Genomic DNA, 17,775 nt, shown 5'->3' with positions numbered 1-17,775 from the left:
ACCACCTTCAGAGCTTCAGCGGGATCTTCAGGTAGCGCCGGCCGTTGGCCTCGCTTTCGGGCAGACGGCCGGCACGGATGTTGACCTGCAGCGAGGGCAGCAGCAGCGTCGGCGCGGACAGCGTCGCATCGCGCGCCTCGCGCATCGCCACGAAGCTGTCCTCGTCCACGCCCCCTCCCACGTGCACGTTGCGTGCCTTCTCGTCGGCGACCGTGGTCTCCCACGCATAGTGGTCGCGTCCCGGCGCCTTGTAGTCGTGGCACAGGTACAACGTCGTCTGCGGGGGCAGGGCCAGCAGCTTCTGGATCGAGCGATACAGCGTGCGTGCGTCGCCGCCGGGGAAATCCGCGCGTGCGGTGCCGTAGTCGGGCATGAACAGCGTATCTCCGACGAACGCCGCCTCGTCGATGCGATAGGACACGCAGGCCGGCGTATGACCGGGCGTATGCAGTACTTCCACCTGCAGTACCCCCAGCGGAAACACGTCGCCGTCGCGGAACAGGCGGTCGAACTCGCGGCCGTCGCCACTGACATCGTCCAGCCCGAACACCGGCGCGAAGGTGCGCTGCACGTCGGTGATGCGTTCGCCGATGCCGATCGGCGCGCCGGTCTTCTCCTTCAGGTAGGGCGCGGCGCTGAGGTGGTCGGCGTGCGCATGTGTCTCCAGGACCCACTGCACCGACAGATCATGGTCGGCAACGAAACCCAGGATCGCATCGGCTGACCGATGCGATGCACGCCCGGACCGGTGGTCGTAATCCAACACCGGGTCGATGATCGCCGCATGGCGGGTGGACGCGTCCCAGACCACGTAGGTGATGGTGTTGGTGGCCTCGTCGAACCAGGCGTGCAGGGCAGGGATGGCCATGAGGCCTCCGGCTACGATGTCGATCGGCATTCTACGTCTTCGCACGTAAAGCCAAGCCGCTGCCGCCGCGCGATGCGATGATGGCGTCGAGACCAGCCAGGGAATCGCCATGAGCGACACGCAGACCATCCGCCTGACACTCGAACAGGAAGACGACTACGCCTTCCGCATCCGTTTCGACGAGACCACCATCGCCGACCTGCTGACCGACGAGCCGGCCCCGCTGGGCAAGGGCGAGGGGCCTAATCCCACCCGCCTGCTGCTGTCGGCGGTCGCCAACTGCCTGTCGGCCAGCCTGCTGTTCGCGCTGCGCAAGTTCAAGAACACGCCGGGCAAGCTGGTCACGCAGGCGACTGCGGACTTGGTGCGCAATGAGCAGGGGCGGCTGCGCGTGGGGCATATCCATGCCGACATCCGGCTGGCCGAGGCGGGCACCGCGCACGCGTCGCTTGAGCGGATCCTGGCCCAGTTCGAGAATTTCTGCGTGGTGACCGAGAGCGTGCGCCACGGCGTCGAGGTCTCGGTCAGCATCACCGACGCGGATGGCGTGCAGTTGCATGGTGCAGCGCGGACATCTGTCAGCTGAGAGGGCTGTAACCGGTTACGCCGCTGCGCCGGGGTCGAACCGCTGCAGGCGGCGTGTCATCATCGGAGCTCCTGCCGTTCGTCGTCGACACCATTCGTGATAGCGCCCATCAAGGGGAAGGCCACTTCGCTGGACATCGCCCATCTGGCCGGCGTGTCGCAGCCGACCGTGTCGCGTGCCTTGCGTGGCAGCCCGATGGTCAACGAGGAAACGCGCAAGCGCATCCTCGCCATCGCCGAGCAGCTCAACTACAAGGTCGACAAGAACGCATCCAACCTGCGCCGTCAGCATTCCGGCACGCTGGCGCTGCTGTTCTTCGAAGACCCGACGCCTGACGAGTCGGCGATCAATCCGTTCTTCCTGTCGATGCTGGGCAGCATCACCCGTGCCTGTGCACTGCGCGGCTACGACCTGCTGATCTCGTTCCAGCAACTGTCCAACGACTGGCAGGCCGATTACGAGGACAGCAAGAAGGCCGACGGCATCATCCTGCTGGGCTACGGCGACTACCTGGAATCGCGCGGCCGGCTGGAGCGGCTGGTCGAGCAAGGCACGCACTTCGTCCGCTGGGGCGCGGTGCAGCCGGGCACGCCGGGCGTATCGATCGGCTGCGACAACGCCCAAGGCGGCTACGACATCACCGAGCATCTGCTGGAGCAGGGCCGTCGTCGCATCGCCTTCCTGGGGCATGCGTCGAACCACTATCCCGAGTTCTTCGAGCGCTACCTCGGGCATCGGCAAGCGCTGGAGGCGGCCGGACTGCAGACGGATCCAGCACTTCAGGTCGATGCGATCACGACCGAACAGTCCGGGCAGGAGGCCGCCTGCGAGCTGCTGGCGAGAGGAGTGGCCTTCGATGCGGTGTTCGGCGCCAGCGACCTGATCGCGGTCGGCGCCATGAAGGCGTTGCTGGATCGCGGCTTGCGGGTGCCGGAGGACGTGGCGGTGGCGGGTTTCGACGACATTCCGCTGGCGAGTTTCGTCAACCCGGGTCTGTCGACCGTGCAGCAGGACACCAAGCGGGCAGGCGCGCTGCTGGTGGAGAGCCTGTTGGCCCTCATCGATGGGGAGCCGGCCGAGAGCCAGACCATCCCGGTCCGACTGGCCCTGCGAGGTTCCACGGCGCCGAAGTGATTGCCTGAACAGGGCTGTCGGCCATAAAATAAGAATGATTCTTATTCTGGCTGGCGCCGGGCATTGCCCGCGGCCTGATGTCGACCGGTAGGCGGCGACACGGGCACCGGCCGTCTCCGAGCCGTCCCCCATGACCCGTACCGCGTCCTTCCGTTCCCTCAGTCTCGCCATTGCCGTTGCGCTGGCGACGCCCGGCCTCGCGCTGGCCCAGTCCGCCGCCGATGACGCCACCACGCTGGATGCTGTCCAGGTGCAGGCGCCGATTCCCAAGGACACCGGCACCGCGACCAAGACCGCGACATCGCTCAAGGAGATCCCCCAATCGATCTCGGTGATCACCTCGCGCCACCTCCAGGATCGCGGCGTCCATGGTGTCGAAGAGGCGGTATGGTTCACCGCCGGCGCCCAGGGCGGCGCTTATGGCAGCGACAGCCGCAGCGACTGGCTGCTGGTGCGCGGCTTCACGCCGGCGCGCTACATGGATGGCCTTGCGCTGCCGGAAGGCTCGGGGACCGGCATCACCCGCATCGAACCTTATGGTCTGGAACAGATCGAGGTCCTGAAGGGGCCGGCTTCCGTGAACTACGGCGCCATGCCCCCCGGCGGTCTGGTCAATTACGTCAGCAAGCGTCCCACCGAAGACACGCTGCGCGAAGTGGAAGTGCAGGTGGGCAGCGACGACCTGCGGCAGGTCGCGCTCGACTTCGGTGGCAAGCTCAACGAGAGCGGCACGCTGCTGTACCGCCTGACGGCGCTGGGTCGCAATAGCGATACGCCGGTCGACTACATCCACGACGACCGTTACTACTTCGCACCCGCCATCACCTGGAAGCCGGACGAGGCCAACGAGCTGACCGTACTGGCGCGTTATCAGAAGGCGGACACCAAAGCCGGCGCGGGCTTCCTGCCGGCTGCGGGCACGCTGCATCCGAATCCGAACGGCAGGATCAGCCCCAGCCTCTATACCGGCGAGCCGAACGCGAACGATTACATCAAGACGCTGAAGTCGCTGGGCTACGAGTTCCGCCACGACTTCGGTGGCGGCGTGGTGTTCAACCAGAGCGCGCGCCTGATGGATTCGGAAGTCGAACCCAGCATCACCGTCGGCACGTTCGGCCTGCTTCCCGACCAGCGCACCCTGTCCCGTTACCTGTGGTCCACCCGCGAAGACGAGAAGACCTTCGGCCTGGACAACAACCTGCAGTGGAAATTCAGCACGGGCCGCGCGGAACACACGCTGCTGGCGGGCCTGGATTACCGCCGTGGGCAGTGGAACTACGATTCCAATTTCGTGTTTGCCGCTACGGGCCTGGACGCCTACAACCCGGTGTACGGTTCCATGCCGAATCTGGCGCCGACCTTCGATCCCGTCACCACCGCCAGTACCCGCCAGACGCAGAAGCAACTGGGCCTCTATGTGCAGGACCAGATCAAGCTGGATCGCTGGGTGTTCACCGTGGGTGGACGCCAGGACTGGGTGGGCACGGACACGAGTGGTGGCCACCAGAGCGACGACAAGTTCTCCGCGCGCGTCGGCGTGAACTACGTGTTCGACAATGGCCTGGCCCCTTACGTGGGCTGGTCGCAGTCGTTCCAGCCCACCATGGGTGCGGACTTCTTCGGTCGCGCGTTCGAGCCGACGACCGGTGAGCAGGTCGAAGCCGGCCTGAAGTACCAGCCGGCCAACGGCAAGGTGCTGGCCACCCTGGCGCTGTACGAGGTGACGCAGGAGAACACGCTGACCATCGACCCGGATCCGACCCATCCGCTGTTCCAGATCCAGCAGGGCGAGACCAAGGTGCGCGGCGTGGAACTGGAGGGCCGCTGGAACATCGGCCGCGGCCTGAGCGTCTACGGCGCGTACGCCTACATCGATTCGGAAGTGACCAAGAGCAACGACCTGGCCACGCTGGGCAAGCAGATCGCATTGCAACCCAAGCACTCGGCGTCGGCCGGTGGCGACTACACCATCACCAGCGGCGCACTGTCCGGGCTGGGCTTCGGTGCCGGCGTGCGTTACACCGGCAAGCACTACGGCGATGCACCGAACCTGTGGGAAACGCCTTCGTACACGCTGTTCGACGCGGCCGTGCATTACGACTTCTCGAACTGGCGCTTCCAGTTGAACGTGCAGAACGTGGGTGACAAGGAGTACATCAGCGCCTGCAACGCCGTGTACTGGTGCTACTACGGCTATGAGCGTTCGGTGACGGCCACCGCACGGTACGTCTGGTAGGCCACCCCGGAGTAGCTTCGCGTAGGCCGTCGCCATGAATGAAGCCCTCGCCATGCCGGCCCGGTCACGGGTGGCATGGCCTTGGGCGGGTCTGGCCGCGGTGGCGTTCCTCGGCGTCACCGCCGGGGTGCAGATGAGCGATCGCGGACTGCAGTCGATCCTGTCGCCGGCGATCCGCGATACCTTCGGTGTCGGCGACGCGGTGATCGGCGCCCTGCATGGCATCGCCGGCATTCTCATCGCGAGCGCACTGGCCGTACCGCTGGCGCGGCTGGCGGATCGCTACTCACGCAAGATGATCCTGCTGGGATTGATCGGCACGTGGGCGGCCCTGACGCTGCTGGGTGCGCTGGCGCCAAACTTCCCGCTGTTCTTCGCCGGCCGTGCCGCCGCGGGGATCACCGAGTTCGCGATGATCCCCATCGTCTACTCGCTGATCCCAGACCTGGTCGGCGAGCGGTGGCGCGTCGGCGCCAACCTCGGTTTCGCCGCGTTGATGGCGACAGGGGCGAGTGCGGGTTTCTATCTCGGTGGAGATCTGCTGCATCTGGCGACCGGCCTTGGCGATGCCGCCGGTCTCGGACACCTCGCGCCTTGGCGACGCGCGATGTTGTTGCTGGCGTTGGCAGGCGTGCCATTGTTGCTGCTCGGTGCGTTCACGCAGGATCCGCCCCGGCAGGTCCCCGTCGCGCGTGACCTCCACATGTCGTCGCTGGCCGGCTTCGTACGCGAACGCCTCGGGCAGCTGCTGCTCTTCATCGGCGCGGCGGGCGGCGTCGCGGTGGCCGTGCAGGCGGTCACGCCGATGATCGCCATGGCCATCGCGCGGCGCTTCGCCGTCGACATCAATGGAGTAGGGCACACGTTGGGTGTGCTGATCCTCGTCGGCAACATGGCCAGTCTTCCCATCGCATGGATCATCGACCGCTCGCTGCGCGAGCGGCTGGGTCCCCGCGTCCGACCCGCGATCATGGGCGTGGCGACGGCGATCGCATTGCCTTGTGCCGGCCTGCTGGCGTTCGCTCCGTCCGCATCCGCGGCGCTGGCGCTGACCGGCGCGTTCCTGCTGGCGACCTGCGTGGCCAATGCATTGCTGCCCACGATGCTGCAGGATCTGGCGCCCGCCGACCTGCGTGCGCGGGCTTTTGCCGGCTACAGCTTCCTGATCGCCGCGTTCTGCGCGCTGGGACCGGTATTATCCGGCGGCCTCTCGCAGTACCTGCTGGCGGACGATCTGCTGGCCGCCATCGCGCTGGCCGCGGTGCCGGTGATGGGACTCACGCTGGTCTGTACGTTCCTGTGGTGCCGCAGGCGCTGAAGGGCATCATGTTCTGGAAGGAAATCTGATGGAAGAAGGGTTGAGCATGCTGGCTGCGCTGACCGCCGCGCTGTCGGCAGCAGGGCTTTACGCGGGCTCGCGGCATTGTCGCTGGACGAGCTGGCGTCGTATCGGCCGTGCCGGCACATGGGGCGGCACGGCACTGGCCGTCGCATCGCTGCTGCTGTGGACGCAGGTGCTCGGCGCCGGTGCCGGCTTCTGCGCCATGCTGGGCAGCTGGATGTTCGCCATGATCGTGCTGCCCTACATCGCCGGCATGCGGGTCGAACACGCCGCGCGGGGTGACGGCTGATGTGGGCGCGTGCGCTGGCCGGTATCGTGCCGGGTTTCTTCCTGTCGGCCGCCATCGTCGGCCTGATCAGTTGGCTGCTGCCGGGGCCGTGGCAATCCACGCTGGTGGCCGGCGGTCTGGTGTTCTTCCCGGTCTGGGTAGGCGTGTTCTGCGCGGGCTTCCAGTTCCGCAGCGGCGCGCGGGCCTGGGTGATCTACAGCCTGGCATCGGTGCTGGGGCTGGCGGCGTTGGCGCTGCTGCGCCATCTGGACTGGGTGCAGTAGGAGTGAGTCGTTGAAACTGAAGTCTTCCACGCTGCGCACCTTCACCACCCTGCACACCTGGGTGGGGCTGGTGGCCGGATTTGCGCTGTTCGTCGCCTTTTACGCGGGTGCGATCACTGTCTTCCACCACGACCTGATGGTCTGGCAATCGCCGCATGCCATCGAGCAGCCCGTCGGCACGCTGGCCGACGCGCAACACCTGCTCGATGAAACACTGGAGCGCCATCCCGATGCGCGTGCCTGGGTAGGCATGATGTTCCCGGGAGAAGAGTCGGCACAGCCGCTGGTCTACTGGCCGGATGCCAAAGGCACCTGGTACTACGCAACGCCGGACGACCTGCAAGGCAGCACCGAACCGCCCGCGGCGGCGCTGGCCGAACTGGTCAACGCGCTGCACTACTCGCTGGGCATCCCGGTGGCGGGCATCTACCTGATGGGCATCGTCAGCCTGCTGTACGGGGTGGCGCTGGTGTCCGGCATCGTCATCCACCTGCCGAAGCTGGTGGATGACCTGTTCGCGCTGCGGCCCGGCCGTAACCTCAAGCGGTTCTGGCAGGATGCGCACAACCTCATCGGCGTGCTCGGCCTGCCGATGCACGTGATGTTCGCCGCAACCGGCGCGCTGCTGTGCTTGGCGATGGTGGTCGCCCTGGCGCTCAACCCGCTGATCTACGGCGGCAAACTGATGGAGGCCATGCCGGCCGCGCTGGACACCGCACCGCAGATCGCTGCCGCCGGCAAGCCGGAACGGCTGGGCGGCCTGGCGATGTGGCATGTGCGCGCTCAGGAAGAAGCGAAGCAACGTGGGCTGGACGCATTCGAACCCGTCTACCTGAAGCTCACGAACGCCGGCGACGCCAATGCCGTGGTCGAGATCACCGGCGAGGCGCCCCGCACACTGGGCGCGTTGGGCGCCGTGGCCCTGAACGCCAACACGGGCGAACTGATCGCCAGCCAGTTGCCGGGCAGCCGCGACGCCAACCACGCCACGCTGTCGATCGCCTACCTGCTGCATTTCGGCGAGTACGGCAGCGCCTGGGTGCAATGGCTCTACTTCCTGCTCGGCGTCGGTGGCGCGTTCCTGTTCTACTCCGGCAACCTGCTGTGGATCGAATCGCGCCGCAAGAAGCGGCAGGCCGAGCAGGGCACGGCGCAGCTCTGGATGGCCAAGGCGACGGTCGGTTTCTGCATCGGCGTCTGTGTCGCCATTTCTGCGGCGTTCGTGGCTTCGCAAGTGCTGGAAGCGAAAAGCGCCGCGTGGGGCGTCGACGTCGCGACCGGCATCAACGTCGCGTGCTTCGGGACCTGGGCGGCCTGCCTGGCCTGGGCTGCGTGGCGTCCGCCGATCCGGGCCGCGGTGGAACTGCTCGGCGCGGCCGCCGTGGTCACCGCGCTGGTGCCGGTGGCGCACGGCGCCATGACCGGCGCGTGGTTCTGGCAGAGCGCGGCGGCCGGCCATACCGCGTTGTTCGCGATCGATGCGGGTGCCCTGGCGATGGCGGTCGGCTTCGCCTGGCTGGCGCGCGTGTCGCGCCAGCGTGCCCGCGTCGGAGAATCCAACAGCGTGTGGGCGTTGCCGGGCAACGCCTGAAGGCTTACTGCGGATCGGTCTTCTTGCGGGCCATCAGGTCCGCCAGGCGCACACGCGTGTCCTTACGCGTCAGCGGCTGGTCGAACAGGAATACGCGTACCCCGTGCGCCGGCACGTCCGCCTGCAGGCGATTGCGCACGCGCTGGGTCTTGCCGGTGAAAGCGTCGCGCCAGTTGCCGGCTTCCAGATACTCGGAGACCGACAGTTTCGCCGGTGCATCGGCCTTGTTCAGCAGCACCAGCGCGGTCTGGGTGACGCCCTCGTGCTGCAGCACGCGATAGAAGATCGCCTGGTCGCCTTTCAGGCGGACATTGAGCTGCAGGCCACGCTGAAGTGCGGGCGTATCGCGACGCAGGGTGGCGATGCGCTTCAGCGGGCCGAAGATCGGGCTTTGCGGTGCGGCATCGATGCGTTCCTGGCCGAAGTAGTTGCGGTTGCCCGCATGCTCGGCGTGACCACGCTCGAATCCGGTCTCCGAACCGTAGTAGATGACCGGGATGCCGCGCGCCGTGAACAGCCAGTTGTGCGCATCGATGAAGCCGGCGTCGGCGGCCTTCATCCGCGCCATGTCGTGGTTGTCGTAGAACGTCATCAGGTCGTACGGGTTGGCGTACGGACCGTCTTCCAGGTACAGCGCCTTGCCGATTTCCTCGTAGCTCGTGCCGGGCTTCTCGAAGACATCGGTGAGCTTCGCCTTCAGCGGGAAGTCCAGCACGCTGTAGCTGCCGTTGCGCGTCCAGGTATGGCCGGCGATGCTGGCGGCGTCGTAGTTGAAGTTCTCGCCGAACATGAAGAAGCCCGGCTTCTTCGCGCGGATGCGGTCGACGAATTCCTTCCAGAACGCGTGCGGCATCCAGGCGATGGTGTCCACGCGGAACGCGGCGGCGCCCTGGTCGATCCACTGTTCGTAGGCGCCGACCAGATACTCCATCACCGCCGGGTTGTTCTCGTTGAAGTCGGACAGCTGCGCCAGTCCGCCACCGGTGTTGTAGAAGGCGTGCATCGGCTTGCGGCGCGGGTCCAGCTTGTCGGGATCCAGATTCTGGTGGTCGGCGATCAGCTTGCCGTCCTTGTCCCAGACCTTGCCGTACTGCGGCTGCATCGTCGGCATCGAGTAGGCGGGCGAGCCGTGGTTGCCGACGATGTCCAGCACCACGTCCAGTTTCTGTTCCTTCATCGCGGCGGTAAAGCCGGCGAAATCCAGGCCTTCGCTGGGCAGGTGCTCGTCCAGCTTGTAGAAGTTGATGCCCCAGTAGCCGTGGTAGCCGGTCTTGCCGCGGTCGGTGAACATCCCGGCCCACTTCACCTCCTCGCCGCCGGTGAAGGCTTCGTCCGGGTTGTCGATGATCGGCGTGACCCACACCGAGGTGAAGCCGAGGCCGCGGATATAGCCGGCGTTGTCCAGCACACCCTTGAAGTCGCCGCCAAGATAACCGACGTTGTCCGTCTGGCCTGCCGGTGCGCCCGGCGTGGGGCGGTCGAAGGTCGGATTCTTGCCGCCCTGGTCGCGATGGTCGTTCGACGGATCGCCGTTGACGAAGCGGTCGGTCAGCACGAAGTAGACGGCTTCCTTCGCGAAGGGCTCCGTGGTGCCGTAGAAGTCCTCGGCTGCATGCGCGGCAGGCGCACAGAGCAGCGATGCCAGCAGGAGGGCGAGCGGACGTTGGCGGGGAAGTCGCATCAATGCACCTGCGGCGGAGAGGGAAGGGAGGCGTCGTGGGTTTCCCGCACGCCCGTGAGCGACACCGCTGCGAGCAGGAGGCTGCTGCCGCTGATGACCAGAGCGAAGATCGCCTGGGTGTCGAACAGGCCGCGCAGTGCCGGACCAAGCACAGTGGCGGCCACGATTTGCGGGATCACGATGAACATGTTGAAGATGCCCATGTAGATGCCCATCTTCTCCGCCGGCACATGGCTGGACAGCAGGGCATACGGCATCGACAGGATGCTGGCCCACGCCACGCCGACCAGGGCGAACGAGCCGATCAGCCAGGACGGGTGCGGCACGAACCACATCGACAGGAAGCCGATGCCGCCCAGCACCAGCGATCCGGCGTGCACCGCCTTGCGGTTGAGCGGCAGGCGGGCGGCGTAGAAGCTCAGCAGCAGCGCGACCAGCATCGACGACAGGCCGTAGTAGCCCATATAGGAACCGACCAGGTCGGCCGCGTTCTGGAAGGCCGCATTCGCACTCGTAAAGTCCGCCGCCTGCGCCGGCACGCCCATGTCGAAGAGCGCGGGATCGGGCGCCGGTGCCTTGAACACGTGCTCGGTCAGGCCGGGCGTGGCCATGCTCCACATCGCGAAGAACGCCAGCCAGCTGAAGAACTGCACCACGCCCAACCGCAGCATCTGCGCAGGCATGTGGATGACGTGCTGGACGATCTCGCTGATGACGTTGCCTTGCGCCTTCTTCTCGGCGCGGAACCGCTCCATGTCCTCGGGCGGGTACTCGCGCGTGGTGAGGATGGTCACCAGAATGCTGGCCATGAAGACAAACGCGCCGATGGCGAACGCGATCTTCACCGACGGCGGCACGACGCCCGGCCCAGCTTCATTCGACACGCCGAGTTGGGCGATGAACCATGGCAGGTTGCTGGCGACCCAGGTACCGATGCCGATGATCAGTGTCTGCAGCACGAAGCCGTAGGAGCGCTGACTTTCAGGCAGCTTGTCGGCCACCAGCGCACGGAACGGCTCCATGCTGATGTTGATGCTGGCGTCGAGCACCCACAACAAACCGGCGGCCATCCATAGCGTAGGCGAGTGCGGCATGAAGACCAGGGCAATCGAACTCAGGATCGCGCCGGCGAGGAAGTAGGGGCGTCGGCGGCCGAGCAGCGGATGCCAGGTGCGGTCGCTGAAGTACCCGATCACCGGCTGCACCAGCAGGCCGGTCAACGGTGCCGCGATCCACAGCAGGGGTAGTGCGTCCTTCTCCGCACCCAGTGTCTGGAAGATGCGCGACATGAAGCCGCCCTGGAGCGCGAAGCCGAACTGGATGCCGAGGAAGCCGAACGACATGTTCCATATCTGCCAGAAAGACAGGCGGGGCTTGGCGGTCATTCGGATTCCCTGGCAGTGCGATGCGGACGAACGAAGTGCGCGCGCACGTCGGCGGGCGTGGCGGCATCTTGCCGACATGCGCGCATGATTCCATGCTGCACCGCAAACAACACGGCCGCGTTGCAGTCTTCGCGCGTCAGCCCCTGCATGGCATGGCGATGACGCGGAAACCCTTGGCGTATCTGCGTTTCAGGAGCGGGCGCATGCGCCGCAAGCGCGCCGGAGCGAGTGGCGCTGCTTCTACGTCCGCGATGATCTGCATACGTATTCATGCCCGTCGATGACGAACAGCCTGCGCGCATCCCGATGGCCCGTGGAATAGTGGCGCCCGCCGAGCGCACCGGAGGGGTGCGCCACGCATTGCGACGAGTGCATCGATGAAGAACGACAACTGGTGGCGCGGCGCGGTGATCTACCAGATCTACCCCCGCAGCTTCCTGGACACCAACGGGGACGGAGTAGGCGACCTGCCGGGCATCGTCGAGAAGCTCGACTACATCGCCGGCCTGGGCGTGGATGCCATCTGGATCTCGCCGTTCTTCAAGTCGCCGATGGCCGATTTCGGCTACGACATCGCCGACTACCGCGACGTCGATCCGCTGTTCGGCACGCTGGCCGACTTCGACCGCCTGCTGTCCAAGGCGCACTCGCTGGGCGTCAAGGTGATGATCGACCAGGTGCTCAGCCACTGCTCGGTCGACCATGCCTGGTTCAAGGAAAGCCGCGAGAGCCGCGACAACCCGAAGGCCGACTGGTACGTGTGGGCCGATCCGAAGGAAGACGGCACGCCGCCCAACAACTGGATGTCGCTGTTCGGCGGCGTGGCTTGGCGCTGGGAGCCGCGCCGCGAGCAGTACTACCTGCACAACTTCCTCGCCAGCCAGCCCGACCTGAATTTCCACAACCCGGCCGTGCAACAGGCGACGCTGGACAACGTGCAGTTCTGGCTGGACCGCGGTGTCGATGGCCTGCGGCTGGACGCGATCAACTTCTGCTTCCACGACGCGCAGCTGCGCGACAATCCGCCCAAGCCGAAGGAAAAGCGCGTCGGTCGCGGATTCAGCCCCGACAATCCGTACGCCTACCAGTACCACTACCACAACAACACGCAGCCGGAGAACGTCGTCTTCCTCGAACGTCTGCGTGAGCTGCTGGACCAGTACCCGGACGCGGCCGCACTCGGCGAGATTTCATCGGAGGATTCGCTGGCCACCACCGCCGAGTACGTGACCGACCAGCGCCTGCACATGGGCTACAGCTTCGAGCTGCTGACCGAGGACGGTAGTGCGGCCTACATCCGCGCGACGGTCGAACGGCTGGAAGCGGCGATGGCGGAGGGCTGGCCGTGCTGGGCGGTGTCGAACCACGACGTACAACGCGCGGTGACGCGCTGGGGCAATGGCGAGTCGTCGCCCGCGCTGGCCGCGCAACTGGTGGCGCTGGTGTGTTCGCTGCGTGGCTCGGTCTGCCTGTACCAGGGCGAGGAGCTGGGCCTGCCCGAGGCCGACGTGCCGTACGAAGCGTTGCAGGATCCTTACGGCAAGACGTTCTGGCCGAACTTCAAGGGCCGCGATGGCTGCCGCACGCCGATGCCGTGGAACGACGAAACCCAGGCGGGCTTCAGCCACGGCCAGCCCTGGCTGCCGATTCCCGCCGAGCACCGCGCCATCAACGTGGCCAGGCAGGACGCCGATCCGTCGTCCGTCCTCAATCTGGTGCGCGGCTTCCTCGCATGGCGGCGCACACAACCCGCATTGCGCAGTGGTGGCATCCGCTTCCTCGATGCATCCGAACCCGTGCTCGCCTTCGTGCGTGAAGACGAAGGTCAACGCATCCTGGTGGTGTTCAACCTGTCCGCCCGGGCGGTGCAGTGGCCGTTGCCGGACGGCATCGTCGCCGAGGCGCTGGAAGGGCACGGCCTGCAGCGTGCGACGCACGATGGCGGGACGCTGTCGCTGCCGGCGCGTGGCGTGTACTTCGCCAGCATCGCCTGACACCCCGCGCCTCCGACCGCGTGTTGGAGGCAGTGCGCGCCGATCGAAGGCGCCCTGTTCCGTCGCCACGATGCGGCGTTCATGAACCGTGCGCGGACATGATGCGGATGCCGTTCCCATGCCTGTTTTCCCGTATGGAATGCGTGTTACGGCGGTTCGCGGAAATATGCATGAATACGTATGCAGGCCGATTTGTGCGGCCGCGCACGCCACTACCATGGCCGCACATTCCGGGGCGCGTGCCCTGGCATGGCAGACCCGGGCGATCGCAGCATGCGACGCACCCGGTTCATCGCATACAACGTCCTTGGAGAGGGGAACATGCATTTCAAGCGCAACCTGCTGAGCGCGGCGTTGGCGTCCGCCATCGCGCTCATCGCGACCGGCGTCCAGGCCCAGACCGCCGAAACCGCCGCCGACCCGAAGCCGGTGAACGAGGCAACCGAGCTCGATACCGTCGTGGTTCGAGGCATCCGTCGCGGCATCGAAAGTGCGATTTCGGTCAAGCGTGACTCCACCTCCATTGTCGAAGCGATCTCCGCCGAAGACATCGGCAAGCTGCCTGACGTGAGCATCGCCGAATCACTGGCCCGTCTGCCGGGTCTGGCGGCGCAACGCGTTGCGGGCCGTGCGCAGGTGATCAGCGTGCGCGGCCTGTCGCCTGACTTCTCCACTACGCTCCTCAACGGGCGTGAGATGGTCAGCACGGGCGACAATCGTAGCGTCGAGTTCGATCAGTATCCGTCTGAGCTCGTCAGTGGTGTCACCGTCTACAAGACCCCGGATGCGGGTCTTGTCGGACAAGGTCTGTCCGGTACCGTCGACATGCAGACCGTGCGGCCGCTCAGCTTCGACGCGCCGGTCGGCGCGGTCGGCGTGCGTGGACAGCGCAATTCGCTGGGCGCGGCGGCAGGCGTTTCGGCATACGGCGAACGCATCAATGCCAGCTACATCACCCAGAACGAGGCCCGCACGTTCGGCTTCTCGATCGGCTATTCGCACGCGACCACGCCGATGCAGGAGAACCAGGTTGGCCTCTACGAACCCTGGGAGGCGATCGGCGACGGCTGGCGGCCGGGCGTGCCCGCGGGCACGTTCTACTCCGGCGGCATCAAGGCGCTTCGTCGCACCGGCGAAACCAAGCGGGATGGCGTGATGGCTACGCTTCAGTTCCGCCCCTCCAATGCTTGGACGAGCACGCTGGATCTGTTCCATTCGGAAGCCGAGCAGACCAATACCGCCAACCAGTTCGAAGTGCACATCGGAGACTACAACGGCGGCTACGATCGCCTGCTGGTCACCAATCCCACCATCAACAGCAACGGCACGTTCACGGGCGGCACGGCGAACAACGTCTATCCGCTGGTCCGCGGCATGTACAACTACCGCGAAGACGAGATCAACGCGTTCGGCTGGAACAACGAGTTCAACGTCGGGTCGGTACGGCTGACGGCCGATGTCAGCTGGTCGAAGACCAAGCGCGATGAAATCAACCTTGAGAACAACACGCAGCGACTGCCGGCGCCGCAGCTGGACTCGGTTGACCTGACGTTCCGCAGCGGTGGCTTCTCGCAGATCAACCCCGGTTTCGACTACTCGGATTCTTCCCAGCTCTTCCTCGCCAACACGATCTACGGCTCGGGTTACGGCAAGACGCCGAAGGTGGAGGACGAACTTCGCGCCATCAAGCTGGCAGCATCGTTCCCGCTCCCCGAGGCGCTGGGTTGGTTCACGGACATGGACGTTGGCGTGAACTACGCGGATCGCCAGAAGTCGAAGTGGCAGCCCGAAGGCAACATCAATCTCGGTGCCCAGGGCATCACCTCGATCGCTTCCGATCTGCAGTACGGTCTGGTCGACCTGCGCTTCGCGGGCATCGGATACATTCCGTCATGGAATGTGCCGGCGGCCGTTGCTCGCTACATGACGTTCGAACCCGTCGATAACCTGTCCTACCTGATTCCGAAGGCATGGGAGGTCAACGAGGAAATCGGGACCGCCTTCGCGCGCGCCAACCTCGACACCGAGTGGGGTTCGGTGCCGGTACGAGGCAACATCGGCGTGCAGGTCCAGCATGTCGACCAGTCGTCCGACTCGCGGTATTGGGATGGCACCCGCCCGGCGGGCCAGAACGTGCAGCCGGTCACCCGCGGCAAGACGTATACCGAGGTGTTGCCGAGCATGAACCTGGCGTTCTCGCTGCCGGCGGATCAGACCCTGCGCGTGGGCCTGGCCGAGCAAGTCGCGCGTCCGCGTGTCGACGAGCTGCGCGCATCACTGGACTTCGGCGTCAACACCGCCACCGGCGAGCCCGGCGGCAGCGGTGGCAATCCGGAGCTGGAGCCGTGGCGCGCCTACGCCTTCGATCTGTCGTGGGAAAAGTACTTCGGTAACAAGGCGTACGTGGCGGCGGCGTTCTTCTACAAAGACCTGCGCACCTACATCTACACCGAGGCACGCGATGGCTTCGACTTCAGCGACCTGCTGACCGACTACGTGCCCGGTCCGGGCGAGCCGCCCACCCAGAGCACGGGTCGCTTCACCGCGCCCTACAACGGCAAGGGCGGCAAGATGAAGGGCCTGGAGCTGACGGCATCGCTGCCGCTGGACCTGTTCACCGATTCGCTGCAAGGGTTCGGTGTCATCGCCAGCGCGGGCTTCAACGACAGCGATATCACCATCCCGCCGCCACCGGGATCGACCAGCAGCGTGGGCAGCCAGAACATCATGCTGCCCGGCTTGTCCGAGCGCACCTACAACCTGACCGTCTACTACGAGCGCAACGGTTTCGAGGCGCGTGTCAGCCAGCGCAAGCGTTCGGATTTCATTGGCGAGATCGGCAACTTCGATGGCGATCGCACACTGCGTTATGTGGTTGGCGAAGACCTTACCGATGCGCAGGTCAGCTACTCCTTCCCCGATGCGCATGCCCTGGCGGGGCTGAGCTTCCTGTTCCAGGTGAGCAACCTTACCGACGAGGCCTATCAGACCTACGCCGGCACGAAGGATCGTCCGCTGGAATACATCGAGTGGGGCCGCACCTACCTGCTAGGCGTGAACTACCGGTTCTGATTTTCCAGAGCGGTGCTCTCCCGACCCGCCGGCGTCATGCCGGCGGGTTTTTCTTTGCGAGGAAGCTTCGTGGACTGAGCGCAGGCAACAAAAAAGGCCAGGCATTCGCCTGGCCTTTCATGTTGGATGGTGGAGCCAAGGAGGATCGAACTCCTGACCTCGTCGATGCGAACGACGCGCTCTCCCAGCTGAGCTATGGCCCCACAAGAGCGGCACCATTCTAGCCCGCGGCGGGCGCGGGTGCCAAGCCTGACCGGTCGAGGATGGGGTCCAGCGCCGGCGCCAGCTCCTGCCGCCGCCAGCCGGACAGCGCGGCGGGCCACTGACCGGACTCCTGGAGGGCTTCCAGGTAGCGGCGCGAGGCCAGCACACCGTCGGGCAGGCCAAGTTCCTGGCTGCGCGCGGACACGGCGTCCTGCAGGCGCTTGACCTGCGCCTTGTCGTCGTCGGTGGCGTTGCGCGCCACCGGCATCGCGGCTTCGTCGTCCAGTGCCGTGGAGAGCGCCTGCCAGACGGCGTCGGCCAGCTTGCGCGGGGCCTTGGGCTGGGTGTCGAACAGGCGCAACAACGCGGCCTTGTCGATGGGCGGGGTACGCGCCAGGGCGACCGCCAGTTCGTTGTCGAGGATCCAGCTGCGCGGCTTGTCGCTGGCGCGGGCCTGCGTCTCGCGCCACCGCAGCAGTCGCACCAGCCGGCGCTGCGCGTCCACGTCGAGGAACTGCGCGCTGCGCATCGACAGGTGCGGCCAGCGTTCACCCTCATCGTGCGCCGCGTTGTCGACGAAACGCGCGCAGTCCTCTTCCACCCAGGCCTGGCGGCCCGTCGCAGCCAGTTCGGCCTGAAGGAAATCGTGCACGGCGAACAGGTAGCGCACGTCGTCGGCGGCATAGTGAAGCTGCGATTCGCTCAGCGGACGACGCAACCAGTCCGAGCGCGTCTCGCCCTTGGGCAGCGCGATGCCGGTGACGCGCTCCACCAGCTTCTGGTAGCCGATACCGGCGGCGACGCCCGCGATGGCCGCGGCGATCTGCGTGTCGAACAGGGGCGAGGGCAGCGCGTTGCAGGCGACCTTGAACGCCACCAGGTCCTCGCTCGCGCTATGCATTACCTTGGTGATCGAAGGATCGAGCAGCCACGGCCGCAACGCCTCGGTCATGCCCGAGGCCAGCGGGTCGACCAGCAGCACGTCGTCCTCGAGCGCGATCTGCACCAGCGCGAGCTGGGGCCAGTAGGTGCGCTCGCGGACGAATTCGGTGTCCAGGCCGATCCGTGTCGGCCGGCGCTGCAGGTGCGCGTCCAGCGCGGCGGGGGTATTGATCCAGTGGGGCACGTCT

General features: G+C 66.1%; 13 protein-coding genes and 1 tRNA gene. 9 read left to right on the top strand and 5 right to left on the bottom strand.

Annotated features, from left to right (window positions below; genetic code table 11):
* Nucleotides 1-7: 7 nt before the first annotated feature.
* A complete protein-coding gene (locus tag IB230_RS03560) occupies nucleotides 8-868 on the bottom strand; it encodes an MBL fold metallo-hydrolase (RefSeq protein WP_192268798.1) in 861 nt (286 codons plus the stop codon).
* A 109-nt stretch (nucleotides 869-977) separates the two neighbouring features.
* Here IB230_RS03560 and IB230_RS03555 point away from each other — a divergent pair, with 109 nt between their 5' ends.
* The 7 genes from IB230_RS03555 to IB230_RS03525 all read left to right on the top strand — a co-directional run bounded on the left by IB230_RS03555 (nucleotide 978) and on the right by IB230_RS03525 (nucleotide 8,309).
* Nucleotides 978-1,454 (top strand): OsmC family protein, encoded by a 477-nt coding sequence (locus tag IB230_RS03555; protein WP_192268796.1) that lies wholly within the window; start codon nucleotides 978-980, stop codon nucleotides 1,452-1,454.
* Between the two features lie 99 nt (nucleotides 1,455-1,553).
* Complete coding sequence (locus tag IB230_RS03550) at nucleotides 1,554-2,588, top strand: LacI family DNA-binding transcriptional regulator (protein ID WP_343227282.1); 1,035 nt, start codon at nucleotides 1,554-1,556, stop codon at nucleotides 2,586-2,588.
* 130 nt (nucleotides 2,589-2,718) lie between these two features.
* Entirely contained in the window at nucleotides 2,719-4,824 is a 2,106-nt protein-coding gene (locus IB230_RS03545) for a TonB-dependent siderophore receptor (protein WP_192268794.1), read from the top strand.
* A 34-nt stretch (nucleotides 4,825-4,858) separates the two neighbouring features.
* Nucleotides 4,859-6,142, top strand: coding sequence for an MFS transporter (locus IB230_RS03540; RefSeq protein WP_192268792.1), 1,284 nt, complete (start codon nucleotides 4,859-4,861; stop codon nucleotides 6,140-6,142).
* 28 nt (nucleotides 6,143-6,170) lie between these two features.
* The gene (locus IB230_RS03535; protein ID WP_192268790.1) at nucleotides 6,171-6,455 is read left to right on the top strand and encodes a hypothetical protein; all 285 of its coding nucleotides are present in this window, start codon (nucleotides 6,171-6,173) and stop codon (nucleotides 6,453-6,455) included.
* Entirely contained in the window at nucleotides 6,455-6,718 is a 264-nt protein-coding gene (locus IB230_RS03530) for a hypothetical protein (RefSeq protein ID WP_192268788.1), read from the top strand. The genes IB230_RS03535 and IB230_RS03530 overlap by 1 nt, the downstream gene beginning before the upstream one ends.
* Before the next feature lie 10 nt (nucleotides 6,719-6,728).
* Nucleotides 6,729-8,309, top strand: coding sequence for a PepSY-associated TM helix domain-containing protein (locus IB230_RS03525; protein ID WP_192268786.1), 1,581 nt, complete (start codon nucleotides 6,729-6,731; stop codon nucleotides 8,307-8,309).
* A 4-nt stretch (nucleotides 8,310-8,313) separates the two neighbouring features.
* Here the strand turns inward: IB230_RS03525 and IB230_RS03520 are convergent, their stop codons facing one another.
* Both IB230_RS03520 and IB230_RS03515 read right to left on the bottom strand, forming a co-directional pair.
* On the bottom strand, nucleotides 8,314-9,990 hold the full coding sequence (locus IB230_RS03520) for an alpha-amylase family glycosyl hydrolase (RefSeq protein WP_192268784.1): 1,677 nt from the start codon (nucleotides 9,988-9,990) through the stop codon (nucleotides 8,314-8,316).
* Nucleotides 9,990-11,375: an MFS transporter gene (locus IB230_RS03515; protein ID WP_192268782.1), complete on the bottom strand. Its 1,386-nt coding sequence runs from the start codon at nucleotides 11,373-11,375 to the stop codon at nucleotides 9,990-9,992. The genes IB230_RS03520 and IB230_RS03515 overlap by 1 nt, the downstream gene beginning before the upstream one ends.
* 377 nt (nucleotides 11,376-11,752) lie before the next feature.
* Between IB230_RS03515 and IB230_RS03510 the strand changes: the two genes are divergently transcribed.
* Both IB230_RS03510 and IB230_RS03505 read left to right on the top strand, forming a co-directional pair.
* Complete coding sequence (locus IB230_RS03510; RefSeq protein ID WP_192268780.1) at nucleotides 11,753-13,369, top strand: alpha-glucosidase family protein; 1,617 nt, start codon at nucleotides 11,753-11,755, stop codon at nucleotides 13,367-13,369.
* A gap of 273 nt (nucleotides 13,370-13,642) precedes the next feature.
* Nucleotides 13,643-16,441 (top strand): TonB-dependent receptor, encoded by a 2,799-nt coding sequence (locus IB230_RS03505; protein WP_343227249.1) that lies wholly within the window; start codon nucleotides 13,643-13,645, stop codon nucleotides 16,439-16,441.
* 127 nt (nucleotides 16,442-16,568) lie between these two features.
* Here IB230_RS03505 and IB230_RS03500 read toward each other — a convergent pair.
* Together IB230_RS03500 and rnd are read right to left on the bottom strand one after the other, a co-directional pair.
* Nucleotides 16,569-16,644 (bottom strand) — tRNA-Ala (locus IB230_RS03500).
* 17 nt (nucleotides 16,645-16,661) lie between these two features.
* Nucleotides 16,662-17,771, bottom strand: a complete 1,110-nt coding sequence (gene rnd, locus IB230_RS03495; protein WP_192268776.1) for a ribonuclease D — start codon at nucleotides 17,769-17,771, stop codon at nucleotides 16,662-16,664.
* Between the last annotated feature and the right edge of the window lie 4 nt (nucleotides 17,772-17,775).

This window comes from Pseudoxanthomonas sp. PXM01, from assembly GCF_014851815.1.
In the GTDB taxonomy this organism is placed as follows: domain Bacteria; phylum Pseudomonadota; class Gammaproteobacteria; order Xanthomonadales; family Xanthomonadaceae; genus Pseudoxanthomonas_A.
This window is presented reverse-complemented; position numbering and strand designations above follow the sequence as displayed.

What these genes read in the sequence shown, in the direction of transcription:
- IB230_RS03560 (WP_192268798.1), bottom strand. Translation starts at nt 868, where the DNA reads ATGGCCATCCCTGCCCTGCACGCCTGGTTCGACGAGGCCACCAACACC.
- IB230_RS03555 (WP_192268796.1), top strand. Translation starts at nt 978, where the DNA reads ATGAGCGACACGCAGACCATCCGCCTGACACTCGAACAGGAAGACGAC.
- IB230_RS03545 (WP_192268794.1), top strand. Translation starts at nt 2,719, where the DNA reads ATGACCCGTACCGCGTCCTTCCGTTCCCTCAGTCTCGCCATTGCCGTT.
- IB230_RS03540 (WP_192268792.1), top strand. Translation starts at nt 4,859, where the DNA reads ATGAATGAAGCCCTCGCCATGCCGGCCCGGTCACGGGTGGCATGGCCT.
- IB230_RS03535 (WP_192268790.1), top strand. Translation starts at nt 6,171, where the DNA reads ATGGAAGAAGGGTTGAGCATGCTGGCTGCGCTGACCGCCGCGCTGTCG.
- IB230_RS03530 (WP_192268788.1), top strand. Translation starts at nt 6,455, where the DNA reads ATGTGGGCGCGTGCGCTGGCCGGTATCGTGCCGGGTTTCTTCCTGTCG.
- IB230_RS03520 (WP_192268784.1), bottom strand. Translation starts at nt 9,990, where the DNA reads ATGCGACTTCCCCGCCAACGTCCGCTCGCCCTCCTGCTGGCATCGCTG.
- IB230_RS03515 (WP_192268782.1), bottom strand. Translation starts at nt 11,375, where the DNA reads ATGACCGCCAAGCCCCGCCTGTCTTTCTGGCAGATATGGAACATGTCG.
- IB230_RS03510 (WP_192268780.1), top strand. Translation starts at nt 11,753, where the DNA reads ATGAAGAACGACAACTGGTGGCGCGGCGCGGTGATCTACCAGATCTAC.
- IB230_RS03505 (WP_343227249.1), top strand. Translation starts at nt 13,643, where the DNA reads ATGCGACGCACCCGGTTCATCGCATACAACGTCCTTGGAGAGGGGAAC.